The organism is Marinobacter alkalisoli (genome assembly GCF_045449855.1).
In the GTDB taxonomy this organism is placed as follows: Bacteria; Pseudomonadota; Gammaproteobacteria; order Pseudomonadales; family Oleiphilaceae; genus Marinobacter.
This window is the reverse complement of record NZ_JBJJLC010000003.1, coordinates 217,690-240,993: the sequence shown is the minus strand read 5'-3', so window position 1 is coordinate 240,993 and position 23,304 is coordinate 217,690. Positions and strand designations below refer to the sequence as shown.

Genomic DNA, 23,304 nt, shown 5'->3' with positions numbered 1-23,304 from the left:
TGTCTAGTGGCCCGCCTGGCTCAGTACGTTAACGAATCAGCCAGGCGGAACACCAGCCCCGCCGTTTTTATCAGCTACACGCCGATGGAAGCAGCTTGGCTTTCACATTCTGCCCAAAGCAAACCCAACTGATTTCGCCTTCGACAACTTCGGGGTCCAGTATTAGGTACTGTGACTCTCCACTGGCATCAGTCCCCACCTCGACACCGATCAGGCCGTTTTCATAGATATCTATCTCATAACCCATTTCAGGATCCGACAGGGTTGGCTGCGCGTACCCCAACTCGTTCATGCTGGTTGGCCACGCCTGGTTCTCATAGCCATAGGCGGTGACCTGCTCCTGAACGGGCTGGGCTGCTGAATACGCTGAGGAGTAGAGTGCCCGATCCTGATACTCCTGATAAGCGGGAATGGCAACAGCGGCGAGTATACCGATGATGGCTATGGTCACGATTAAAGAAGCCGCACCACCGGCTCCCCCGCCCACCCGAGGCACAAACATCGAAAGGAACCAGGCAAACCCGTGACGGCGTGGATGGTTTATCTTCCGCCCCTGCGAAACAGCGACTGCGGTCGCCATGCGCTTGGTCAACCAGGGATAATCGCCGGTCAGCTCGTTGAACGACATCCAGAACCCGTTGGTTGTAGCAACCTGGTTGACGTACGCATCAACATTAATTGTCTTCCAACGCGTATCACCCGCCGCGATTGCCGCAATCGCAGCCTTGATATCGCCTTCGGACCGGCAACAGGCAACCCCGTAACGATCACAGGTGTATTCCTCCGCACGGCGCAATGCCGGACCTACAATGGGCAACAACGAGCCTGGCATCACAAAAGTGCGCCACGACAGGTGCTTGCGGTGGATATGCCCGAGTTCATGTCCAATATAGAAATCGATCGCATCTGGTTGATCTTCCAGGGCATCAATCACATCCGTGAACAACACGACGAAATGCCGGCCAAGAAACTTTGTGGCCAGGGCGTTAAAGAAGTCCGTGCGCAGCAGGTAGGCCTCGGGAATCTCCTTGACCCCTACCTTTTCACAGCTTCGAACCAGGCGCTCATACAGGTCGGGATACTGATCCTGACTGATCCGTACGCCAGACCCTTTCAAGTGCGAAATAAATGCCGAATGGGCAAACAGAAAAAACAGATAACCGAGGAGCAGATACAACAAGGCGATGCCCAGGGTACCCACAATCAGCGCCAGCCAGAATATGGCGGAAAACACCGCCGCAATGATCAGCAATGGTTTTTCATTTTTATAAACCAGATCCATCCTATTCCCTCAATTAGATGACTACAGGGTGACAGAGCCACATCCAGGCTCCACGAATGCACGACCGGAAGAAAGCACGGGGCAACGAACACAAGATGTCCAGGGAGCCGGGGTCATTGAGGTGCTTCCATGCAGTAGACTTCGGAAGTATAGGAACAGAGCATGACTGAGTCTATCGAGATGTTTTGAACCTTGATCATGTTCACTTATCAATCAGTAGAAACAGATGATTGGATCGGTGCCCGGCGTTTCAATATCATTAATGAGGCGATTCTTTTCTAAGCGCGAATAAAGGGATACTGGATTAAGTGACGAACGCTATTACCGACACCAACGCTGAGCCTTCAACACCCGAAAAGTTTGAATATTTTGAACTTGATGACACCGAAATGAACGGTGCATCAGCGCTCGCCCGTGAGACGGCGCTGGCCATCAGCTACAACGGTATCAGTCAGGCCGTGATGATGGTGTCGCCGGGCAACTTCGAGGATTTTATTCGGGGGTTCAGTATCACAAGCGATGTCGTTCACTCCCTGGATGAGATTTACGATATTCAGGTGACGGAGTCCGGTGACTCTCATCACGCTGAGGTAGCCATATCCAGCCGCGCATTCTGGGCGTTGAAGCGTTCCCGCCGACAATTGGCCGGAACCAGTGGCTGCGGAATCTGTGGCACGGACGCCGTTGATCAGGCTCTGCCGCAACTAACCGGGCTTACGCATACTCCTATCCCAAACGCCGGCCTTTTCGGGGATCTTCGCGATCGAATCTCGGTGGCACAACAGGTGGCCCGATGCAGCGGCGCGCTGCACGCCGCGCTTTATATCGATACGGAAGGCCATGTCAGACTCTGTCGTGAAGATATCGGCCGCCACAACGCCATGGACAAACTCATCGGGGCGATGATCCAGGCGGGCCAGAATCCCCGTGACGGTTTTGTGGTGGTGACCAGTCGCTGTAGCCTGGAGCTCATTCACAAAGCCGTGCGGGCGCATATCGGAACGCTCGTAAGCTTATCCGCGCCCACGGCCCTGACCGTTCAATGGGCCCGTCGATACGGTCTGAACCTGATTCATGTTCCACATCACAGTGCCCCAAGGGTATACAGCCCTGCCCCAGGCTGACGGAGAACCGGGACCAGGGTGAGCCTGGTACGAAGTGTCTGTCAGCAAACGGCTGACGTCGGAATCAGGTTGCTCGGCGCAGCGCTCTCGAGCCTGATCGCGATGAATTTGGAAGTGGGAGTAAAAGTGCGATCACCATAGCTATCCAGTGGCACCAGCGGGTTGGTTTCCGGGTAATAGGCAGCGGCCTGCCCTGGAGGTGTGTCATAGGCAACCAGCAGGAAGTCGGACACCCGGCGCTTCCGCCCGTCGTCCCAGAGCGACACAAGATCCACCTTGTCACCGGGCTCAAACCCAAGCCGACGTATATCTTCCTCATTCACGAAAATGACGTCGCGCAGGCCAAATACCCCTCGATAGCGATCGTCCAATCCATACAAGGTTGTGTTGTACTGATCATGTGAACGTATCGTCTGAAGGATCAGGTCGGGCTTTTCTCCCCGTTTCAGCACACCTTCATTGACCAGTTCCCCGGGCAGAACGCTGGGCGTAAACCGGGCCTTCCCGCTACCGGTTTTCCATAGCCGCTGCGTTGCGGGGTTCGCCAGATGGAAACCGCCTGGGTGTTTTAACCTATCGTTGAAGCGTTCAAAGCCTGGAATCGTGTCCGCTATCAGATCCCGTATACGGCTGTAATCCGCGACCGTGTGTTCCCAGTCAATGGGGTGGTTTCCAAGGGTCGCACTGGCCATGCCCGCGATGATAGCGGGTTCCGACCGGAGGTGTGGGGATCGTGGTTTAAGCTGGCCGTAGGAGATGTGAACCATGCTGAAGGTGTCCTCGACGGTGACGCCTTGAGGCCCCTCCGTCTGCATGTCGATCTCGGTGCGCCCCAGACATGGCAGTATCAGCGAATCCCGACCTGTGACCAGGTGAGATCGATTCAGTTTGGTGGAAATGTTAACGGTCAGGTCGCAGTTACGCAGCGCCTCGTGGGTGCGTGGGCTGTCGGGTGTCGCCTGTGCAAAGTTCCCTCCCAACGCTATGAATACCTTTGCCCGTTTCTCCTCCATAGCCTTGATCGCGAGCACGGTGTTGTGGCCATGCAGTCGTGGCACGTTAAACCGGAAACGCCGCTCCAGCGAGTCAAGTAGCCACTCTGGAGGCTGCTCATCAATACCCATGGTGCGGTCGCCCTGAACATTACTATGGCCCCGCACGGGGGACAGGCCCGCACCTGGCTTGCCTATGTTTCCCGTTAGCAGCTGAAGGTTGATAATTTCCTGCACCGTCGGTACGGAATGGCGATGCTGCGTGATCCCCATCGCCCAGCACATAATGACGCGCTCGGCACGCCGATACATTTGTGCGGCAAGCTCCAGGTCATCGAGATCCAGTCCGGATTGCTCCACGATGTGTTCCCAGCTCGTCGCATCGACTACCGACAGGTACTCATCAAGCCCGGACGTGTGCTCGTTTATGAACTCATGATCGAACACGGGCGGCTGGCCCTGGTCTTTTGCTTCACGCTTCCCTTCACGCTCCCAAGTAAGCAGGAACTTGGCGATCCCCCGCATGACCGCCATATCGCCCCCCAGCGCGGGCCGGAAATAGGCGGTACTGGTAGGCTCCGAGCCGTTACTCAGCATTTCAAGCGGGTGTTGCGGATGCTGGAATCGCTCCAGGCCACGCTCCTTTAGCGGATTGAGGCAAATAACCTGTGCACCACGCTCAACCGCCTCACGAAGCGGTTCCAACATACGGGGATGGTTGGTACCGGGATTCTGGCCAATCACGAAGATAGCATCCGCCTTCTCGAAATCCTCAAAGACGACGGTGCCCTTACCTGTCCCGATACTGTCTGTCATGCCCACACCACTGGCCTCATGGCACATGTTTGAGCAGTCAGGGAAGTTATTGGTGCCAAATGCACGAACAAACAACTGGTAGAGAAAAGCCGCTTCATTGCTTGCCCGGCCGGAGGTATAGAACTCCGCCTGATCGGGCGAATCCAGACTTTGCAGGTGGCGGGCGATCAGGGTGAACGCTTCGTCCCATGTTGTTTCGACATAATGATCGGTGCTCGCATCGTAACGCATGGGATGCGTCAGCCGCCCCTGATACTCAAGCCAGTAATCCGTGTGGCGAGCCAGATCCGATACGCTGTGTCTGGCAAAGAAAGCGGGATCGACGGAACGACCTGAAGCCTCCCAGTTCACGGCTTTGGCGCCATTTTCGCAGAACTTCACCAACCCACTTTCCGGAGACTCCCCCCAGGCACAGCCAGGGCAGTCAAATCCGGTATTCTGGTTGGTTTTTAGCATTGCCCGGATGTTCCTGACGGCATTGTCACTCCCCAACCAGCTCTTGGTCACGCTTTTCAGCGCCCCCCAGCCGGCAGCCGGGCCGTCGTAACTTTTTATGTGCTCGTTATCGCTCATACCGGGTTCCAGGGTTTCCATCAAAGTTTATCTTTTTATATTTCTATTTAATGTTTAAGTCCAATCGAAATAAATGAATAAACGATAAGAGTCGTCTATGACGACTTAGTTTATTATAAATAAAGGTCAATAGATCAGGGTTATCAATTATTCATAAATATCAATTTGACGCATTCCATTTAAATAAATAGATTTGTTTAAAGAATGAACACTTTAAATGCGCATATTTTTTCATTCTGGCATTAACCAGCCTTCAGGATATTTTAAGACCACTCATGATTGTCCATCCTAATCCAACCTGGCTTACCGTTCTGACTACACTCAGAGGGTCCATCGCCAAGCGCATTGCATTGCGAAGTGTGCTAATCACGGTGTTGGCTTCTCTCATCGTTCTGATTGAGAGGGCCTACCCCACTACGTTCGCACGGATCAGCGCAACGCCCTTTACCCTGTTGGGGTTATCTCTCTCCATCTTCATGAGCTTCCGCAATAACGCCTGCTATGCCCGCTGGTGGGAAGGTCGACAAATGTGGGGGAAAATAATCATCGAGATACGATCTTTCGTCCGGGAAAGCATAGTTATTTCGGACAATAGGCTCAGAGAGGAGTTGGTGCTTGGACTGTGCGGTTTCGCCCATGCCCTGAATGCCCGACTTCGCGATGAAGATGAAGGCAAAGCTGCGGAGAAATGGATTCCCGAAAACAGTCGGGGTATCGTCGGCCACAACGTCAGCGATGGCATTCTCCGGCGTATCGGCGCCATTTGCTCGAACCTGGCTGAAAACAATCTGATCAGTGAATGGCGCTATGTGACCCTGGAGCAACGGCTGGTGGGCCTGTCTGAAGCCCAGGCAAATTGCGAACGCATCAAGAATACGCCCCTCCCCTTTCCCTACACGTTGTTGCTGCATCGCACTACGTTGATTTTCTGCATTCTGCTTCCTTTCGTTATGGCGGAGCCATTGGGGTGGCTCGCTCCGGTGTTTACCACGATTGTCAGCTACACGTTTTTCGGTCTGGACACGATCGGTGATGAGCTGGAAGATCCTTTTGGTTTTGATGAGAATGACCTTCCCGTGGACGCCATGGTTCGGAGTATAGAGCGGGACATACTGGAAGCCATGGGCCAAGTCGAGCTTCCGCCGGTTCTGGAACCGGTGGACCGTGTCCTTAGTTAAGACCCTTCTCGGCATTTGCTCATTCATGGGTGATAGGCAAGAATCAGAACAAACGGGAAACGCCGGCTGGATTAGCGGCCCCCAAAATCTATTGTCAGGTGCCCATGGATATCAAACAGCTCAAGTTTCTTATTGCTCTGGATAAAACTCGCCACTTCGGGAAGGCGGCAGAGCTTTGTCACGTTACCCAGCCTACTCTGTCAATGCGGCTGCGCGCCCTGGAAGATGAATTGAACCTCGTTCTTGTCGCCCGTGGCCAACGTTTCGAAGGGTTTACTGAAGCAGGTGAACGGGTGTTGGCCTGGGCTCGAACATTGTTGACCGCGTATGACGGGCTGCAGGCGGAAGCAGCGAACTGCAGTGGGCAATTGGTAGGGAAACTGAGGATTGGGATGGTTCCTCTTGCCAGCCTCAACCCCATGGCGTTGGTGAAACCGCTGATTCAGCAATACCCTGAGCTGCACTTTGAGTTGCTATCAATGAGTTCGGAGCAGATCATCGATGGATTAAGCCGTAATCAGCTCGATCTGGGTTTGTGTTATCTCGACCACATCAACACCGATCACTTCGAGGCAATCGAACTGACCTCAACCAGTATGGGATTGCTGCACGATGCACGTTTTTTCCAGTTCGATCAGGCGGAGTTGACGTGGGAATCCCTCAATGACATTCCCCTGGGGATGCTGACAAGGGGGATGCACTATCGGCAATCCATCGCTTTAAGCTTCAGAAGCCGCGGGCTGGATCCACATCCCATACTGGAAAGCGACTCCACCTTTCAATTGATACAGGCGGTCAGTGCCGGTATCTGTTGTGCCATCATGCCGCTTCAAGTCGGTATGGAAGCGCTGAACGATAACCTGCGTATGATGCCAATTTCCGGTGCACACACGGCGGCGCCCATGGGCATATTGATGCGCCGAACCGAGCCACGGTCGGCGCTGACAGAAAAGTGCTTTGAAGAGGCTCGGTCAATTTTCGCGCCACCGGACGCCTGAAACCACCAGAGCCTGTTAAAGCCAACCAGACAACAATCGAGGGAGCGCTGAGAAGAATGTATTTTGTGAGCGATATGCGGGACCTTGTGCGTGCAGCCAGCCCTACCCACTTGCATCTGAGAAACCGCCTGGCAACCGTCATTCTCATCACACTGATGGTTGATGTCATTGGCAGTGCCATTATTTTTATGGTGGAAGGAAGTGCGCCGACGACAGACATTCATAGCTTCTGGGATGCGTTTTATTGGACAACGTCTCAATTACTCACCATTTCATCCACCATGGCAAACCCGATAACAGTTCCCGGGCAGGTGGTATGTCTCGTTCTCGACTTATATGCCATTACCGTCGTCTCGACACTGGCAGGCATGTTCAGTGCTTTTTTCTATCGCCGCGGGGAAGAGCGAGACCCATTACATGGACAGAAGCCGACATCGGATTAAACACCCTCGCCATGTAGCCAAGCAGGTGTTGAATTTTGTCGCGATTGGCCAGGGCGGTTCAGAAATCGTGCCCGGCATCAACGGCACGAGGAACACCGGTATGATATCGTCGGAGATGCACACGGCGCGCAAGCCGAATGATCGGCCGAATCATCATCTCAATACTCCCGAGCAGAAAGAGCCACGTTCCCGCGTAGGCCAATGAGGGAAAGAAAAAGAAGATCGTTCCGATGATGAACCAGGTTCCGATAAGAATGTCGTTTATAATACTGATCACTTCGTAGCGCTGACGAATAACCAGTTCATCATGGCCAAAACGAATGGTGACATCTCCTGCATTTTCTTTCTGATCAGACGGATCATTGCCCATAACCTTTTAGCTCCTTCCGATAGATTGGGGATCAATCGTTGTCACACGGTGACAGTTTAGACCACATCGGACATGACATCAGAGTGCCCCCTGCCCATGCCAGGCACAGGGGGCTTTAACTCCACTATTCCCGATCAGGTGCGGTACATTCGGACGCTGTCGGATTGCTGCTGCAGCGAATCTTTGCCATCAACGCCAACGTTTTCGGGTCATAGACGGTTGGCGCTCCGTTGGTGCCATCCCGCATCTGTAGTCGGTTCTGGCGAAACATTTCCTGATACCCCTCAATGTCCTCTGCAGATATCGAAATCCAGCTATCATCGGGAATGGCGGATTCCTGTCCCCCTATCAGCTCCATGGTTTGCGGGAACATGGACCAGGCAACACTTCTAGCTTTCTGGGCGGTTTTATCGTCCACCATGTCATCATGGACAATAAGCTGAACGGTTAACTGAGCCAGCGCGTAATCAACGATACCGCCGTTTGGCTCGATTCCCTTGTAGAGTTCCAGCGCTTCATACGCAAAGGCCGGAGCATAGGCGGTGTCTACGGAGCCATTGTTAAACTTTCCCGCGAAATTGGTGATATCGGAGGGAACCACGGTGGCCTTAACGTAGTTCACCATGTGGATGGCATCTTTCTGGTAATCCAGCGTAGCCATCCGTTTTCCGGCCAGCGCGGCGGCAGAATTGATACTGCGATCGTCAACGAACAGGTACCCTGCCCCAATCGGAAAAATACCAAGCACTTCAAAGCCGCCGGATTTCATGAGAGGCGCTGCTTTAGGTTGCGCCAGCGTGGCCAGCATGGTTTTCAGGTCATCATAGGTTGGCAAAGCGCCAACGGCACTGATTGACCCGGTGAAACGGTTGAAAGGTCTGGTTCGCAAATCCGTGGCTGCTACGGCATCACACTGTCCCGCGTTAAAATCACCAACTGCGACACCTTCATCGGTGTATGGCTTCAGTTTGAGGTCCAGACCGATGGACTTTGCTTCCAGCGAGAAGTCCTTCATCAGGTTATACACATCACCATTGGCGCCGATGACATCGAATACGCACACAGAAAGCGTGTTTGCAGTGGCAAATGGGGTTGCACAGGTCAAAACCAAGGCACTGATAAGATTTCGCATTTTTATACCCTTTTTGTAATTTGATAATTAATAAAAAAATGACAATACTCTAATAACTATTGCTGACCTTCTTGGTCGAATAATATATGGCCATCAACACAGGTTGATCATTGCTGTAGAATACTCTCTGTTTATTATTTGATAACTTGTTAAGTTTATATAGCGTATCGATGAGAATACCATTGGAATACACCTTATTATAAGAATCCATATTAACGAGTCTGAATTTTACTTTTTCTCTTTCACAAACTGCTTCAAGCTTGTAATTTATAAACTCCCTTCTTGCGTGCCATACTCCAGTTGCCCCGACCACTTCATTACCACACCCCTTATTAACTATGCACTTTGATATTTCTTTTATTTTATTTATGTACTTTAAGTCTATTGAAACCTCAATCCACAGAGGCCTGGGCCAACCACTTCCTTTCTTCGTGAGAATTACCAAGTTCATATGTCAGTCAACCTGGTTGCTATTGACGTTGTTAATTCAATTTATCTGGCCGCTTTCACAAGTGCAGGAATCCCACTTCTGGCATTGGCCTGCGCTGCAAGTATGCGCTCTTCCGAAGATGCGTATTTCTCATCCCACTCCAGAACCTTTGGCGTCATGAGCTTGTGCCAGAGCGGCGGAATCATCGCGACTACAATGGTGGTGAGGTAACCGCTGATCATCATCGGTGAGTCGGGGAACGGCTTCAGGTTCTGATAAGGTACTTCGCCCTGGGCGTGGTGATGGGAATGGCGGGTCAGGTTAAACATGGTCCAGGAGCTGATGCGTTTGTTGGTATTCCAGGAATGCCTCGGCTGCACCGGGGTTTCCGGATGACGCACCATGCCGTAATGCTCCATGTAATTAACAATCTCAAGTAAGGCCTTACCCCACAGAGCGCAGGCTATGAAATACAGCATGGTCCCCACACCTCCCATGGCGAAGGCAGCAGCCACGAGCATTGCACTCATCAGATGTCCCCAGATCACCGCATTACGCCAGGACAATGCCGAGTGGCCTTTACGCCTGAGCCGGCGTTGTTCAATGTTCCAAGCGCTGGCATTGCCTTTGAGGGTGGATGCCACGACGTGGTGATAAACGTTTCGTCCCCGAGGGGCCGTCGCCGGATCTTCGGTGGTCGACACGTAGCGGTGGTGCCCGTAGACGTGCTCAATGGAAAACACCGTGTCAAAACTGAAGGCCAGCAACCAGCGCCCAATCAACATGGATACCGGGTCCCAGGTTCTGTGGGTCAGCTCGTGGCCGGTAATGGTGCCGATGATTCCGATCATCAGTCCGGTCAGTACCACACCTGAGAGGTGGTGAAGAAAAGGCGTGGCATCGCGGGCCGAGGTAGCATCGTAGCCCGTCAGTTCTGTCACCAGGGCGCCAAACCCGACAATATCCGTAGAACTGAAACTCCAGACGGAGGCGAACACGATCAGGCACAACAACGGCAGTGCCATCCATAGCTGCACGGTCAATATAGTGGGGCGCCTGAACTCAGGTGTTGTTGTGTCATCACCACAAAGGGCGTCCCCGGCAATATAGATCACCAACACCGCCAACAGCCCCAGGCTGATCCAATGACCGCCAGCCACCAGAGACACAAAGGACAAGAGGCCGATACCGTGAAAGAAAAAGAACTTCAGATAGTGGAATAACATCATCTCTCAACTCCCTAATATTTATGATTATTTAATCAGACAGCCAGAACCGGATCGGCAGAGTTTGGAAGGGCATCCTGCGTGGTTGTGAATCGGTCGGCATGAATGTTTGTCCGCTTGACGCCACCCTCAATAAGCTTGGCTTCGGCGGCATCGATCATTCCTGGCGGGCCACACAAATAGGCCTCTGATCCTTGCAACGAAAGCGCGGGAATGACGTCGGTCACCCGTCCGCGGGCGCCGGTCCAATCCGAATTTTCGTCTTCCCGGGATAAAACAGGGATGAACCTGAAGGCTGCTGACCATTTGAGCGCGAGATCTCGAATGTCATCCAACCGGTACAGATCCTGTTGAGACCTGGCGCCAAACAGCAAGGTCACTGGCCTGTGACTCTGTCCATCCAGAGCGTCTTTCAGAATCGCCAGGATCGGAGCAAGACCGCTGCCACCAGCGACCAGAATCATGGGCGCGTCCGAACGGCGTAACCAGAATTCGCCTGCCGGGCCATCCACCATAACGGTGTGGCCCAGCAGGTTTTGATCATTCACTTCCGTTGAGAACAGGCCGCCAGGTACTTTGCGAACGAAGAAGGAAAGCGTCGCATCCATCTGACAGGGCGTGGCAAAGGAATAGCTCCTGGCCAGTCCCGGTAACGAATCCAGGGAAAGGTCCGCGTACTGGCCGGCTTTGTAGTTCAGTGTCTGATCGAGCTGTAATTTAAGGTGCGTGATATCGTGGGTTAGCCGTTCCTGCAGGACCACCCGTCCCGGAACCGTCTTACGCTGCTTTTGTGCCGTCAGGTCCACCGCAATGGTGACGTCGCTCGTGGGCACACTCTGGCAAGCCAGGATATACCCCTGATCGAGTTCGTCGTCACTGAGGATATAGCCAATATCCGTCAGCTCTTTCACCGTCCCTTTGACCAGGCGGCATTTGCAGGAGGCACAGCCCCCGACCCGACAACTGTGGGGAAAATCGATGTTCTCCCTCAGTGCGGCGTGCAGGATCGTTTCTTTCTGCAAGACCTGGACGGCTTCCCCATTGATCTCCGCGCAATGCTCTTTCGGTGCACTCTTCCTGAATATAGAAAACATCGTCCGCCCCCGTTTTTGTTCGCACGGGATACATGCTAATGCGCCGCTTCCAACATCACGGGGTTATTTATTGACACTCATGGGTTATAAATTGACAATCTGTACATGAGCGATCCAAAGGTCACCCTGCCCAATCACTACATCCTCCAAATCATCAATATCGTCGCGGATCTTGGTGTCCCGACCGAGGGCTGGCTGCGGCATCTGGGCATTGATCCGGATGAGTCGGAGGAATCCCTGATCACCATGCCCTGGGCAACGTTCCGGCAACTACTGCTGGACGCTGGCCGATTTTGCAATGACAAGGCGTTGGGATTGCTGATTGGGGAACGGCTGCTGATCAATACCCACGGCATTCTTGGCTATGCAGCATTAAGTAGCGGCACGACCCGGCAAGTGGTGGAGTTACTGGAGCGTTATCTCGTGCTGAGAACCGACCTGGTGACAATGGAGTCTGGCCAACAGGGCGACCGGTTATGGGTGAGCTTCTACGAGAACCGGCCGCTGGAGGACATCCGTCGCCCGGTGACCGAGGCCATTGTCCTGGCGATCCGGAACATTCTCGACTTCACGACCATGGGGACCTGCGACATCCGCGAGGTCACCTTTCCTTTTGATGGCGATGAAAAGCTGGCGGAAGCGATGTTTCGGTGTCCGGTTTCCTACAACCAGGACACAGCCGGCTTTTCCCTGCCCCTGGCGACCATTGACCAACCCCTGAAACTCGCGAATACCGTCAGCTTTCAGGAAGGGTTGAAAGTCTGTCAGCAGGAACTGGAGAAACTATCCTCTGAACAAACCTGGGCTGTGCGCGTGCGCCGGATCATGTTGCAGAGTACCCATGGCTTCCCCTCGCTGGAAATGACCGCGAGGCGGTTCCATGTCACACCAAGAACCCTTCACCGACGCCTGATCGAGGAAGGCACATCGTACAGGGACATTCTTGAGGATGTCCGCCACCAGCTCGCAACCCGTTACCTGGAAACCGGACAAATGACCGTGCAAGAGATCTCCTACGCACTGGGCTACTCGGATATCGCCAATTTCCGGAAAGCCTTCAAGCGTTGGGAGTCGGTGCCACCTTCCATGTACAAGGCGCCACTGTCGTCATAGTGCGCGTTTTTTACGCCGGCACGCCGATGGGGTAGCCCCATGCCAGCGCTTGTAGGCGTTGATAAAGCTGGTGGCTTCGGCATAGCTCAGGCGTTCAGCGACCTGTTCCACCGATAGCCTTGGACCGGAAAGGTACTCCTCGGCCAGGGTCTGACGGACTTCGTCACGAAGTTCTGCAAAACTGGTGTTCTCCCGCTGCAAGCGCCGCCGCAAAGTTCTCGGAATCGTGTTCAGCATTCGGGAGACTTCTTCCATGTTGGGCATATCAGCGGCGCGGGAAGCCAGGTGGTGACGTACCTGAGCGGATAACCCTGCTCTCTTGAGACGCTGATTCAGCAGGTTTTCACATTGCTGCTCGGCAGAACGCAACGCTAGGTCACTGGCCTGTGGCATGGGTTGCGTCAGGAAAGTACGGTCAAACACCAGTTCATTAAGAGGCATCCCGAACTCTGGCTTAACAGCATAGAACGCTTCATAAGGGCCAAGGGCCTCTGGCACAGAAAACGAAAAGTGAAGCGCTTCAAGGGGGGAAAGGCTGTTGAAGATGTCTCTTTGCAGAGTGACAAAACAGGCGCTGTCTCGCTCCACCACAAATCGCTTCACTTCATCCGGCACTTCCCGGTTGTCCATGACAACGCGGGCATGCTGGCCCCGGTCCAGAAGATCAAAACGGCAAAAGGCGAAGGTGAGCTGAATGTACTTCAACCCGATTTCCATAGCATCGCGCAACGTTGGGCTGCTGACCAGGGCAAAACCCAACGCACCAAAAGAGGTAAAGTGGTAGCGCTGGCCAGCGATGACACCCAACGCCGGGATATGACCAAGGTCTTCCACCAGATTACGAATCAGGCGGAGTTCCTGTTGGGACTCAACCACCGCATCGGGTGATTGCAGTTGGTCCGCGCCGATCCCTGTTCCCGCCAATACACGGTTCACCGGCAAACCATACTCTACCGCCAGTTCGGTCAGTATCCGCATGCTATTAATGCTGCGGTAGAAATCCCACGATGGCATAAATCTCTCCGCCGAGAACAAAAGGTGTCCTTTTTTATTGATATTATGTCCCGGGAAACAATCGTGAGACAAGCGCCCTCCTCCTAGACTGACCAGCATCAAAACGCTTGACCAGTGAGGAATGTTTCATGAGCGGCAACAAGAACACGACATCAGGGCCGGCTACCCCACACATTGTCATTATCGGCACCGGATTTGGCGGCCTGGGTATGGCCATCCAGCTCAAGAAAGCCGGTATTGACTCCTTCACCATTCTTGAAAAAGCGGACAGTGTTGGCGGTACATGGCGGGACAATACCTATCCCGGAGCAGCCTGCGATGTACAGTCACATCTGTACTCTTTTTCCTTCGAACCCAAAAGCGACTGGACCCGCAAGTTCGGGCTACAACCGGAGATCCGCTCGTACCTTGAGAACTGTGCTACGAAGTATCGCCTAAAAGACCACATCCAGTTTAATCAGGAAGTGGAATCCGCCGAATTCAACAAGAGTGCCGGGGAGTGGATGATCAAAACCAGGGCTGGTGATACCTTAACAGCCAACCTGCTCATATCTGCCACCGGGCAGCTGAACCAACCTGCCTATCCCCGCATCGAAGGCATCGAACAGTTCAAGGGCAAGGTTTTCCATTCTGCCCGTTGGGATCATGACTATGATCTGTCTGGCAGGTCCGTTGCCGTGATTGGCACGGGAGCAAGTGCCATTCAGTTCGTGCCGCAGATCGTACCCAAGGTGAAACAACTGAAACTGTTCCAGCGGTCCGGAGCCTGGGTCATTCCAAAGCCCGACCGGCCTTTCACGGGGTTTGAACAATGGTTGTTCGAGGCCGTTCCTGCCGCAGACCGTGCTTATCGTTCCCTTATCTATTGGCGCAACGAAAGCCGGGCGCTGGCCTTTACACGCTTCGGGTTCCTGCTCAACACGTTCAAGTGGCAGGCCAAACGAATTGCTCGTCGGACCATCAAAGATCCGGTCAAACGCCGGAAAATCATTCCGGATTACCCGGTAGGTTGTAAGCGACTGTTGATTTCCAATGACTGGTACCAGGCCATCAATCAGGATCATCTGGACGTCGTCACCGACGAGCTGGACCACGTGGAAGAAAATGCCATAGTCACCAGGGGTGGCACTCGTCACGAAGTAGACACCATCATTTACGGCACCGGCTTCAAGGCCACCGACTTCCTGGCACCTATGAAAATCAAGGGGTTGAACGGTCTGGACTTAAATGAAGCCTGGAGGGACGGCGCGGAAGCGTACAAGGGCATGTGCGTATCGGGTTTCCCCAACCTGTTCATTCTCTACGGCCCGAACACCAATCTGGCGCACAGTTCCATTGTGTTCATGCTGGAATCACAGATTCGCTATGTGATGCAGTGCGTCCGGATGCTGCTGGACCCCGGCCTGCATTACATGAATGTCAAAGCCGGCCCGCAAAACGAGTACTCAGAACGCATTCAGGAAAAACTGAAAGCAAGTGTATGGGAGGCGGGCTGCACCTCCTGGTATAAGACTGCCTCGGGCAAGAACACCAATAACTGGCCGGGCTTCACCTTCAGTTATCGTCTGATAACCGGCGCACTGGACCTGCAGGACTATGAACTGCAGCCGGTGCCCACCCTGCAAGGAGAACACGCAGAATAACCCGGTTGTCATTTTATAACCCCAAAATGTCATTAAATAACCCAACTCCAGCGTCAGAGAGTCGGTACCCTATTGTGAGACCGATTTGATCAGCTATTTTTCAGACCACGAGTCACCAAAAGAACAACAATTGGCGTGCGCCAGGGCTTTCATCCCTGTTCGTTACGTAGCGACAACAGGAATGCTATGAGTAACTATGATTTTGACTACCTGATCATTGGCTCCGGTTTCGGAGGGAGTGTTTCGGCACACCGGCTGGCGGAAAAGGGCTACTCGGTGGCCGTTATGGAAATGGGTAGGCGCTGGCGCGCCGAGGATTTTCCCGAATCCAACTGGAACGCTCGCCGCTTTTACTGGCGACCCCGCCTTGGCCTGAAAGGGTTCTTTAACCTGCGGCCGTTCCGCCATGTGATGGTGATCTGCGGCAATGCCGTTGGCGGTGGCTCAATCACCTACGCCAATACCTTGCTTGTGCCACCGGATTCCATCTGGGGCGAAGGCACCTGGGCCGGGCTGTCTGACTGGACAGAGGAAATGCCGGCCCATTTTACCGAGGCTGAGCGCATGCTCGGCGTGACTGAGAACGAATTGTTTGGTCCTGCCGACAATCTGCTGAAAGAAATGGCTGAGATAGAGGGCGTTGGCGATACCTTCAAACCCACGCGAGTGGCCACGTTCTTTCCTCCCAAGGGTGAATCCGGCGGCGAAACCTATCCCGACCCCTACTTTGGCGGCGAAGGTCCCGAGCGCGCTACCTGCACCGGTTGCGGTGGTTGTATGACCGGTTGTCGCTATAACGCCAAGAACACTCTGGACAAGAATTACCTGTACTTCGCCGAGAAGAACGGCGCGGAGGTTTTCGAGGAAACCCGCGTCGTGGATGTGCGGCCTCTGAATGGCCAGGACGATGGTCGTGATGGCTACGAAGTAACCACGGAATGCTCAACCGCCCGACTCAACAAACAGCGCCGGACGTTCCGTGCCGGTCGCGTCGTTTTCGCTGCCTCTTCGCTGGGGACCCAGGAACTGCTGTTCAAGCTCAAACAGAACGGCTCGCTACCAAATATTTCCGATGACCTGGGCAACCGGGTCCGCACCAACGCGGAATCCGTGCTTGGCATCCGCTTCCCGGGCAAAGAGGTCGACATGAGCCCCGGCGTTGCCATCGGTTCGGGCATACACATCGACAAACACACCCACATTGAGGCCACCCGCTACGGCAACGGGCACGATCTGAACAGCACCCTGACCGCGCTGATGGTCGGTGGCGAAGGGCCTATGCGCATCCTGCACTGGCTGTGGGCGCTGCTGCGCCATCCGGTGACCTTTTTCAGGGCCGCCAATCCCTTTGGCTGGGCCAGACAGTCAATGATCTTCCTGGTCATGCAGACCGTGGACGCCTCACTGTCAATGCGCCTGAAGCGCCGTTGGTACTGGCCTTTCAGCAAGCTGCTGTGCAGCGAAGGCGACCGGATTCCGACCAACATCCCGCAAGCCAACGAGTTTACGAAAAAGATGGCCGCGCATTTCAATGGCATCCCGTTCACCACGGCCACGGAAATTTTCTTTAACGTGCCATTCACTGCACACTGCATGGGTGGTTGTGCGATGGCCGACAGCCCTGAACACGGCGTGATTGACTCACAAAACCGTGTGTTCAACTACCAGAATCTCTACGTCATTGACGGTTCAATGCTCGGTGCCAATCTGGGTGTGAATCCGAGCCTGACAATCACTGCACTGGCTGAACGTGCCATGAGCTTTATCCCCCCAAAGGAGGATCTCAGTAATGGAAACGGTTAAACAAGACATTCAGAACCGTGAAATCACGGCCACCAACCCCGCAAACGGCGAGACGCTGGGCACCCTTCCCCACACGCTGCCCGGTCGGATTCCCGCGATCTTCGATCAGGCCCGGGCGGCCCAGGCCGTATGGGCAGAGCGTTCCTTTGCCGAGCGCCGCCAGCATATGAAGAAAATGCGGGACTATATCCGTGACAATGCCGACGAACTGGCCCGCATCGTCAGTGAAAGCAACGGCAAGACCCGTATGGACGCCCTGGCCACCGAGGTATTGCCCTGCCTGATGGCCTGTGACTGGTATGGCAAGCAGGCGGCCGGTGTTCTGAAGCCCGAATACCGTGGCCCCTCCAGCCTGCTATGGATTGGCAAGCGTTCGGAAATCCGTCATGAACCGCTGGGGGTGGTGGGCATTGTCAGCCCCTGGAACTACCCATTGTCCATTCCTTTCGGCGAAGTGGTCATGGGCCTGATGGCGGGTAATGCCATCATTCTGAAAGTAGCTGCCGCCACACCGCTGGTTGGCAAGGCCATCGAGGATATCGTGGCCGCCGCTGAGCTGCCGGATGGCCTGTTCCACCATATCGTCGGTTCCGGCGGGCAGGTGTCCAGCGCGATGTTTGAACATGGTATCGACAAGCTGTTTTTCACCGGTTCCGTGCCCACCGGCAAACAGATCATGGCCCAGGCCGCCGCCACGCTGACCCCGGTCTCGCTGGAGCTCGGCGGAAAGGACCCGATGATAGTCCTGGACGATGCTGACCTGGAACGGGCCGCCAATGGCGCCGCCTGGGCGGGCTATCAAAACGCCGGACAGTCCTGCGGTGGGGTTGAGCGGGTCTATGTTCACGAGTCGGTGTATCCGCGGTTTGTTGAGCTGATGGCGGAGAAAACACAGGCGTTACGCCACGGTGTTCCCGATGACCAGTGCTCCGTCGACATCGGCTCGATGACCACGGCCAAACAACGCCAGTTCGTTGAAGGACAGCTGGCCGACGCAGTCAGGGACGGGGCGAAGGTCGTGGCCCAATCCCGGGCCGTCAGCGATCAGCAAGGCGAATTCCATCCCGCTACCCTGGTGACGGATGTGAATCACGACATGGACCTGATGCGTGAAGAAACCTTTGGGCCGGTGATACCTGTCATGCCGTTCAAGACCGAGGATGAAGCGGTGGCCCTGGCCAATGACTGCACCATGGCCCTGACTGCGTCCATCTGGACACGCAACACCGGTCGGGGCAAGAAACTGGCAGATCGTATTAACGGTGGCGTGGTCGCCATTAACGATCACCTCTACACGCACGGTATGTCCGACCTGCCCTGGGGAGGCCCCAAGGAGTCGGGTATTGGCCGCACCCATGGCCCGGAGGGTCTGCTGGAGATGACCCGCCCCAAAGTGGTGAACTGGGACTGGCTGAAAGCCAAGCGCAACCTGTGGTGGTACCCGCAGGATGAGGCCAGTCACAACGCTATTCATAACGCGTTACATATGGTGGCACCACGTTCACCATTCGACTTCCTTCGGGCGAGTGCGCGCGTGGTGCCAGCAATGCTTCGGAAAATGTATTTCTGACATGCCCGGGCGACTGTAACTACCAGGGCGGAATCGCCTTTTACGCCGCCTGGATACTGATACGGTCCCCGCGACAACGCGCCAGCAAGCTCTGGTTAATAGCCCCCCTGGGCCGGCTATCCACCCTGCAATTGACCAGCGCTTCGGCAAGGTGCCTGATGTTGCCGCGGATGGCCGTCTCCGTCAGTGTGAGGTTGACGATGTCCCGCTGGGCATGACTGCCTCCGAAGCGATTGGCGATGAACAGGGTTGGATACAGCCTCTCGGCCGCCTGGCGATACTCTCCGCGCCAGAAGTCGACAAACCCCAGTACCAGGGGAAGCCCCAGATCCTTCGCCCAAACGGCCACTTCATTTTGGCCCCGGGCAAGGTTCTGAAGTGCGGCTATCACCCGATCGAGGTTCTGATGCCGGCCTGCGCCCGCATAAGCCATGGCCGCATGCCAGTCATTGAAGGGGTAGGTGCTGTCGGTCATGTGGATGTCCCAGCACACGGCCAGCTCCTGCCAACGATCGCCAACATCGACGCCCGACAAATGCAGACGCCACAGGAGTGCGGACGCGTCGATGAGATCCAGTGCAACCATACTCTGGGTTCCGCGAATGGAACGGTCGTAAAGACCCAGGGCCCTATCGGCTTGCCCTACGTCCATATGGAACAGGCACTGGTGCCAAACGTTATGAACCCTGAAGAAATTGTCGTCACCGGACCAGTGTGGGTGACGTGCGATCATCCAGCCAATGCCATCCTCAGCCCTGCCCTGCATCTCCATAACGTGGGCTACGGCATGATGCGCCCAGCAATCCAGAGGCTGCAAATCCACTGCCTGCCGACCAACCTCTTCTGCGCGCTGGTAGTGCCCGGTTTCTTCCAGACCGAAAGCCTGCATACCCAGTAAAATCGAGTATCCCGGAATGTCCGGCGTCCATTTGGGGAGAACCCGGGCCAGCCGATCCCGCAGATTCTGGGAGTTGGCCCGGTAGAAATCCATCAGGTGTCCCGCCTGGATCGCCAGCAGGTCATGGGGGTACGCCATGTTGTGCCAATCCAGTGCCACCGCAGCCGCTGTCCATTGCCCGTTCAGTAAATGTTTCAGTGCAGAAACGTGGGACGCCTCCCGCTCCGACAGTTGCCACTCTTCAAGTTGGCTGATGATGTCGTCCGCACCCCGGGAAGCCTCCGGCTCCGTGGCAAGTCCAAGCAGGTAGGCCTTGAAAATATTGGCCATGGTGAATTCCGGCGACAAATCCATGGCCTCGTCAATCAGCGCGACCGGGTCGTTGCGGTAGACATTGAAAGCCTCCAGGGCCTGGTCATATTTGTCGGCAGCTTGTGCGTTGGCTCCCGGGAGTGCATTACCTTGTTTATCTGTCTGCATGTCTCTGTTCCCTCTTGGGCGTTGTTATTTGTGACCGATCTTCAGTCCCGGTGCTATTATTGGATTCCACCGGCCACGCTGACCATGAGCGATCCGCCGGAACTTTTGACCGATCCGCCGATTTTCCCATCGGGTGCATCGGCAGACGGAGGCGCCCATGAACGCCCACCATGACAGGCTCCGGGATATACATCTGACGGGCGGTGTTTTCCTGGAAGCACAGTTCACAGCACCCTGGTGCATTACCGCGCAAGTCGGGCCAGAAGATTGCGCCCCGTTCACCCCGCAGCCCCGCCATGTCATTGCCTATCATTTTGTGTCCCTTGGGCACCTGGAATTGCTGGTCAACGGACAGCCTCCGCTGATTGTCGACGCGGGTGATCTGGTGGTGTTACCCAGAAACGATGTTCATATCCTTGGCAGTGACGTGACTCTCGAACCGGTCGATGCAGCCGGATTAATCCAGGCGGGTAATGATGGAGGGACTGCACGGATCGTCCATGGTGGCGGTGGGGAGTCCACACAGGTGTTCTGTGGTTTCCTGGGCAACGATCAGCCAGAGAACCCGGTGTTTGCAATGTTGCCCAGTGTACTGAAGCTGAATGTTACCCATGGCATCTCCGATGTATGGATAGAAAGCGCCTTCCGCTTCGGTGTCCGTGAGCAATCCCGGAACGAAGCCCGATCCGGCTCGATACTGGCCAGACTGGCCGAGCTGCTGTTCCTGGACGCCGTCAGTCGCTATATCACAGAAGATCCAGGCCGGCATCGGGCATGGACGCAAGGTCTGGAGGATTCGAAGGTTGCCCGCGCACTGGACCTGATACACAGCCGTATCGCTGAGCATTGGACAACAGAGCGCCTGGCGCGGGAGGTCGGGCTATCACGGTCGGCTTTTGCGGAACGGTTTACCCGGGCGTTAAAGGAGCCGCCCATGACCTACCTGTGTCGCCGGCGGCTTGAACAGGCATCGATAGAATTGAGAAACAGCTCGGCTTCCATCCCCGCCATCGCTTCCGCAATCGGTTACGAATCCGAAGCGGCATTCAGCCGTGCCTTCAAACGGGTTTATGGCACACCACCGGCGACCTGGCGAAAAGAACACCCGGCCTGGATCTAACCCCGAATAGAAACGATTGTTCCCATGGTATCGGAACAATCTCTTATACTTAGCCTGCGCACCATCACCGACAATAGCGTCCTTCTTTTCCAGCCAATCCGGAAACAAGGGCCTGCTGTCCATGCATTCTTCAGAACCTCGGTACTCCCCCGTAAAAATCATGTTGATCGTGTTTTCCCTTGCGATGGGTGGGTTCGGGATCGGTACCGGAGAGTTCGCCATTATGGGGCTCATGCCCAGTGTGGCGCAGGATCTTGGGGTTACGGAACCACAGGTCGGGCACCTCATCAGTGCTTATGCCCTCGGTGTTGTGGTTGGCGCCCCGGTGCTGGCCATCATTGGCGCACGATTCTATCGCCGACACCTGCTGATCGCGCTCATGGGCTTCTATGCCCTGGGCAACCTGGCAAGTGCCCTGGCGAGCGGTTATGGCTCATTGCTGATTTTCCGGTTCATCGCGGGATTGCCACACGGCGCCTATTTCGGAGTTGCGGCATTGGTGGCTGCCTCTCTGGTTCCGGCCAACCAGCGTGCCAAAGCTGTTAGTCAGGTCATGATGGGGCTGACACTGGCCTTGCTGCTGGGAAACCCGCTCGCCACGGCGCTCGGCCAACACCTGGACTGGCGCTACGCCTTCGGCTTCGTTGGAGCGATAGCCACTCTGACCGCGTTGATGATTATTGTTTTCCTGCCCCTGGACCGCCAGGAAGAAAAACAAAGCCCGCTGTCTGAGATCAAGGCCTTCAATCGGGCGAAAATCTGGTATCCGCTGGCCATCGGATCCATCGGCTTTGCAGGCATGTTCTGCGTGTTCAGTTACCTGGCACCGACACTGTTGCACGTAACGGACGTGGATACGTTCTGGATACCGGTTGCGCTGGCAGTATTCGGCCTCGGCGGGTTCGTGGGTAACATTCTCGGTGGCTGGTTATTTGACCGTCTGCGGTTCCAGGCCGTTGGCTGGATGCTGCTGTGGAGTACCGTCATGCTGTTGCTGTACCCCTACGCGACGGGATCCATCTGGACCCTGCTGATTCTCTGTTTCCTGGTCGCCTTGATGGTGGCCCTGGGACCTGCCCTGCAAACCCACCTGATGGATGTGGCCGGCGGCGCCCAGACCCTGGCTGCCGCTTCCCATCATGCGGCGTTTAATGTCGCTAACGCACTGGGACCGTGGCTGGGTGGGCTGGCCATAAGCGCCGGCCTGGGCTGGCAATCCACCGCTTACGTGGGCGCGGCAACGGCGGTAGCCGGGCTGGCCATTTTTCTGATGGCGTGGCGCCAACAATCAGGTGAGGCAGAGCCGGATTCCCTGGAGCGGCAATCGGCGACGTAGATTCGGAACAGATCCGGTGCTGCGTGTGTCGTCCAGCACCGGTCGCTCAGAACTTCCAGAAAGGCGTTTTCCGACGTTGTTCAACAACATCTGGTGAGATTCCCACGTCCAACAGCAGGCGGGGATCAGTGGTATGAACGAGGTGGAGGAAGTCACGTTTCATTCTCCACCCTTTGTACAACGACGCAGCTTTTTTCATATCAATCATCCATTCATAGGTAACGACAAAGGGCAAGCCGCAACCGGCTTTCATTAGTTACCTATGTTATAAAAAAAGCCTTACCGACCCTATACTTGGAAACCACTACGGCGCGTGGCTTCCAGGCTGGAGGGACTAGCTGATTATACCTATCCCTGTCCGTTGGATTTCTTCACGAGCGTCTGATAGAGATCGTCCTTCAGTTGAAGGCGCTGCTGCTTCATCCGGTGTAGCTTGTCATCGCCGATGGGGGCATCCCTACGTTCCAACCCCTCGATTTCCTGGTCCAGCTCCGCATACCTTTTGAATTCTTCCTGGAATCTGGGGTCGTTCCTGTTCAGTTCGTCGATCAGTTCTCCGTACTGGGGAAATTCGTCGTGAAGCTCATGGCTGGAAATGCCCATTACCTCGTCTCCTTTATCTCGCAGCGTGTTTATTCAGGATGCCATTCTTACTCCGGATTTGTGAAC

At 55.1% G+C, this 23,304-nt stretch carries 20 protein-coding genes; 10 read left to right on the top strand and 10 right to left on the bottom strand.

Annotation, left to right across the window (positions count from 1 at the left end; genetic code table 11):
• Nucleotides 1–70: 70 nt before the first annotated feature.
• Entirely contained in the window at nucleotides 71–1,282 is a 1,212-nt protein-coding gene (locus ACJO5Y_RS01245; RefSeq protein ID WP_406984431.1) for a M48 family metalloprotease, read from the bottom strand.
• Between the two features lie 308 nt (nucleotides 1,283–1,590).
• On the opposite strand from ACJO5Y_RS01245, the gene fdhD reads away from it, so the two are divergent.
• The gene (gene fdhD, locus ACJO5Y_RS01240; RefSeq protein ID WP_406984430.1) at nucleotides 1,591–2,406 is read left to right on the top strand and encodes a formate dehydrogenase accessory sulfurtransferase FdhD; all 816 of its coding nucleotides are present in this window, start codon (nucleotides 1,591–1,593) and stop codon (nucleotides 2,404–2,406) included.
• Between the two features lie 41 nt (nucleotides 2,407–2,447).
• Here the strand turns inward: fdhD and ACJO5Y_RS01235 are convergent, their stop codons facing one another.
• Nucleotides 2,448–4,787 carry an FdhF/YdeP family oxidoreductase gene (locus ACJO5Y_RS01235; RefSeq protein ID WP_406984499.1) on the bottom strand — a complete coding sequence of 780 codons (2,340 nt, stop codon included), beginning with the start codon at nucleotides 4,785–4,787 and terminating at the stop codon, nucleotides 2,448–2,450.
• A gap of 275 nt (nucleotides 4,788–5,062) precedes the next feature.
• Between ACJO5Y_RS01235 and ACJO5Y_RS01230 the strand changes: the two genes are divergently transcribed.
• The 3 genes from ACJO5Y_RS01230 to ACJO5Y_RS01220 all read left to right on the top strand — a co-directional run bounded on the left by ACJO5Y_RS01230 (nucleotide 5,063) and on the right by ACJO5Y_RS01220 (nucleotide 7,406).
• A complete protein-coding gene (locus ACJO5Y_RS01230; protein WP_406984429.1) occupies nucleotides 5,063–5,965 on the top strand; it encodes a bestrophin family protein in 903 nt (300 codons plus the stop codon).
• Between the two features lie 104 nt (nucleotides 5,966–6,069).
• A complete protein-coding gene (locus ACJO5Y_RS01225; RefSeq protein WP_406984428.1) occupies nucleotides 6,070–6,963 on the top strand; it encodes a LysR family transcriptional regulator in 894 nt (297 codons plus the stop codon).
• A 56-nt stretch (nucleotides 6,964–7,019) separates the two neighbouring features.
• A complete protein-coding gene (locus ACJO5Y_RS01220; protein WP_406984427.1) occupies nucleotides 7,020–7,406 on the top strand; it encodes a hypothetical protein in 387 nt (128 codons plus the stop codon).
• A 58-nt stretch (nucleotides 7,407–7,464) separates the two neighbouring features.
• Here the strand turns inward: ACJO5Y_RS01220 and ACJO5Y_RS01215 are convergent, their stop codons facing one another.
• From ACJO5Y_RS01215 to ACJO5Y_RS01195, 5 genes are all read right to left on the bottom strand, one after another.
• Nucleotides 7,465–7,776 (bottom strand): YrhK family protein, encoded by a 312-nt coding sequence (locus ACJO5Y_RS01215; protein ID WP_406984426.1) that lies wholly within the window; start codon nucleotides 7,774–7,776, stop codon nucleotides 7,465–7,467.
• 124 nt (nucleotides 7,777–7,900) lie between these two features.
• Nucleotides 7,901–8,908, bottom strand: coding sequence for a putative solute-binding protein (locus ACJO5Y_RS01210; RefSeq protein WP_406984425.1), 1,008 nt, complete (start codon nucleotides 8,906–8,908; stop codon nucleotides 7,901–7,903).
• A 49-nt stretch (nucleotides 8,909–8,957) separates the two neighbouring features.
• A complete protein-coding gene (locus tag ACJO5Y_RS01205) occupies nucleotides 8,958–9,359 on the bottom strand; it encodes a hypothetical protein (RefSeq protein ID WP_406984424.1) in 402 nt (133 codons plus the stop codon).
• Nucleotides 9,360–9,400: 41 nt separating this feature from the next.
• On the bottom strand, nucleotides 9,401–10,567 hold the full coding sequence (locus tag ACJO5Y_RS01200) for an alkane 1-monooxygenase (protein ID WP_406984423.1): 1,167 nt from the start codon (nucleotides 10,565–10,567) through the stop codon (nucleotides 9,401–9,403).
• A gap of 32 nt (nucleotides 10,568–10,599) precedes the next feature.
• The gene (locus ACJO5Y_RS01195; protein WP_406984422.1) at nucleotides 10,600–11,658 is read right to left on the bottom strand and encodes a 2Fe-2S iron-sulfur cluster-binding protein; all 1,059 of its coding nucleotides are present in this window, start codon (nucleotides 11,656–11,658) and stop codon (nucleotides 10,600–10,602) included.
• Nucleotides 11,659–11,763: 105 nt separating this feature from the next.
• On the opposite strand from ACJO5Y_RS01195, the gene ACJO5Y_RS01190 reads away from it, so the two are divergent.
• Entirely contained in the window at nucleotides 11,764–12,771 is a 1,008-nt protein-coding gene (locus ACJO5Y_RS01190) for an AraC family transcriptional regulator (RefSeq protein ID WP_406984421.1), read from the top strand.
• Here ACJO5Y_RS01190 and ACJO5Y_RS01185 read toward each other — a convergent pair.
• The gene (locus ACJO5Y_RS01185) at nucleotides 12,766–13,785 is read right to left on the bottom strand and encodes an AraC family transcriptional regulator (RefSeq protein ID WP_406984420.1); all 1,020 of its coding nucleotides are present in this window, start codon (nucleotides 13,783–13,785) and stop codon (nucleotides 12,766–12,768) included. The genes ACJO5Y_RS01190 and ACJO5Y_RS01185 overlap by 6 nt on opposite strands.
• Nucleotides 13,786–13,913: 128 nt before the next feature.
• Between ACJO5Y_RS01185 and ACJO5Y_RS01180 the strand changes: the two genes are divergently transcribed.
• The 3 genes from ACJO5Y_RS01180 (at nucleotide 13,914) to ACJO5Y_RS01170 (ending at nucleotide 18,801) form a co-directional block, all read left to right on the top strand.
• Nucleotides 13,914–15,428 carry a flavin-containing monooxygenase gene (locus ACJO5Y_RS01180; RefSeq protein WP_406984418.1) on the top strand — a complete coding sequence of 505 codons (1,515 nt, stop codon included), beginning with the start codon at nucleotides 13,914–13,916 and terminating at the stop codon, nucleotides 15,426–15,428.
• 186 nt (nucleotides 15,429–15,614) lie between these two features.
• Nucleotides 15,615–17,231 (top strand): cholesterol oxidase, encoded by a 1,617-nt coding sequence (choxAB, locus tag ACJO5Y_RS01175; RefSeq protein WP_406984416.1) that lies wholly within the window; start codon nucleotides 15,615–15,617, stop codon nucleotides 17,229–17,231.
• Nucleotides 17,218–18,801, top strand: a complete 1,584-nt coding sequence (locus ACJO5Y_RS01170; protein ID WP_406984414.1) for an aldehyde dehydrogenase family protein — start codon at nucleotides 17,218–17,220, stop codon at nucleotides 18,799–18,801. The genes choxAB and ACJO5Y_RS01170 overlap by 14 nt, the downstream gene beginning before the upstream one ends.
• Nucleotides 18,802–18,841: 40 nt before the next feature.
• On the opposite strand, the gene ACJO5Y_RS01165 is transcribed toward ACJO5Y_RS01170, so the two are convergent.
• Nucleotides 18,842–20,179: a tetratricopeptide repeat protein gene (locus tag ACJO5Y_RS01165; RefSeq protein ID WP_406984412.1), complete on the bottom strand. Its 1,338-nt coding sequence runs from the start codon at nucleotides 20,177–20,179 to the stop codon at nucleotides 18,842–18,844.
• A gap of 157 nt (nucleotides 20,180–20,336) precedes the next feature.
• Between ACJO5Y_RS01165 and ACJO5Y_RS01160 the strand changes: the two genes are divergently transcribed.
• Both ACJO5Y_RS01160 and ACJO5Y_RS01155 read left to right on the top strand, forming a co-directional pair.
• Nucleotides 20,337–21,299, top strand: coding sequence for an AraC family transcriptional regulator (locus ACJO5Y_RS01160; RefSeq protein WP_406984410.1), 963 nt, complete (start codon nucleotides 20,337–20,339; stop codon nucleotides 21,297–21,299).
• 160 nt (nucleotides 21,300–21,459) lie between these two features.
• Nucleotides 21,460–22,635, top strand: coding sequence for an MFS transporter (locus ACJO5Y_RS01155; RefSeq protein WP_406984408.1), 1,176 nt, complete (start codon nucleotides 21,460–21,462; stop codon nucleotides 22,633–22,635).
• A 348-nt stretch (nucleotides 22,636–22,983) separates the two neighbouring features.
• Here the strand turns inward: ACJO5Y_RS01155 and ACJO5Y_RS01150 are convergent, their stop codons facing one another.
• The gene (locus ACJO5Y_RS01150; protein WP_406984407.1) at nucleotides 22,984–23,238 is read right to left on the bottom strand and encodes an HP1242/YdcH family protein; all 255 of its coding nucleotides are present in this window, start codon (nucleotides 23,236–23,238) and stop codon (nucleotides 22,984–22,986) included.
• Nucleotides 23,239–23,304: the final 66 nt, after the last annotated feature.

Excerpts from the sequence above, each read along its gene's own strand:
- ACJO5Y_RS01210 (WP_406984425.1), bottom strand. The coding sequence starts at position 8,908 with ATGCGAAATCTTATCAGTGCCTTGGTTTTGACCTGTGCAACCCCATTT.
- ACJO5Y_RS01225 (WP_406984428.1), top strand. The coding sequence starts at position 6,070 with ATGGATATCAAACAGCTCAAGTTTCTTATTGCTCTGGATAAAACTCGC.
- ACJO5Y_RS01180 (WP_406984418.1), top strand. The coding sequence starts at position 13,914 with ATGAGCGGCAACAAGAACACGACATCAGGGCCGGCTACCCCACACATT.
- ACJO5Y_RS01185 (WP_406984420.1), bottom strand. The coding sequence starts at position 13,785 with ATGCCATCGTGGGATTTCTACCGCAGCATTAATAGCATGCGGATACTG.
- ACJO5Y_RS01235 (WP_406984499.1), bottom strand. The coding sequence starts at position 4,787 with ATGAGCGATAACGAGCACATAAAAAGTTACGACGGCCCGGCTGCCGGC.
- ACJO5Y_RS01245 (WP_406984431.1), bottom strand. The coding sequence starts at position 1,282 with ATGGATCTGGTTTATAAAAATGAAAAACCATTGCTGATCATTGCGGCG.
- ACJO5Y_RS01170 (WP_406984414.1), top strand. The coding sequence starts at position 17,218 with ATGGAAACGGTTAAACAAGACATTCAGAACCGTGAAATCACGGCCACC.
- choxAB (WP_406984416.1), top strand. The coding sequence starts at position 15,615 with ATGAGTAACTATGATTTTGACTACCTGATCATTGGCTCCGGTTTCGGA.
- ACJO5Y_RS01160 (WP_406984410.1), top strand. The coding sequence starts at position 20,337 with ATGAACGCCCACCATGACAGGCTCCGGGATATACATCTGACGGGCGGT.
- ACJO5Y_RS01230 (WP_406984429.1), top strand. The coding sequence starts at position 5,063 with ATGATTGTCCATCCTAATCCAACCTGGCTTACCGTTCTGACTACACTC.
- ACJO5Y_RS01190 (WP_406984421.1), top strand. The coding sequence starts at position 11,764 with ATGAGCGATCCAAAGGTCACCCTGCCCAATCACTACATCCTCCAAATC.
- ACJO5Y_RS01215 (WP_406984426.1), bottom strand. The coding sequence starts at position 7,776 with ATGGGCAATGATCCGTCTGATCAGAAAGAAAATGCAGGAGATGTCACC.
- ACJO5Y_RS01155 (WP_406984408.1), top strand. The coding sequence starts at position 21,460 with ATGTTGATCGTGTTTTCCCTTGCGATGGGTGGGTTCGGGATCGGTACC.
- ACJO5Y_RS01205 (WP_406984424.1), bottom strand. The coding sequence starts at position 9,359 with ATGAACTTGGTAATTCTCACGAAGAAAGGAAGTGGTTGGCCCAGGCCT.
- ACJO5Y_RS01150 (WP_406984407.1), bottom strand. The coding sequence starts at position 23,238 with ATGGGCATTTCCAGCCATGAGCTTCACGACGAATTTCCCCAGTACGGA.
- ACJO5Y_RS01200 (WP_406984423.1), bottom strand. The coding sequence starts at position 10,567 with ATGATGTTATTCCACTATCTGAAGTTCTTTTTCTTTCACGGTATCGGC.
- ACJO5Y_RS01195 (WP_406984422.1), bottom strand. The coding sequence starts at position 11,658 with ATGTTTTCTATATTCAGGAAGAGTGCACCGAAAGAGCATTGCGCGGAG.
- ACJO5Y_RS01220 (WP_406984427.1), top strand. The coding sequence starts at position 7,020 with ATGTATTTTGTGAGCGATATGCGGGACCTTGTGCGTGCAGCCAGCCCT.
- ACJO5Y_RS01165 (WP_406984412.1), bottom strand. The coding sequence starts at position 20,179 with ATGCAGACAGATAAACAAGGTAATGCACTCCCGGGAGCCAACGCACAA.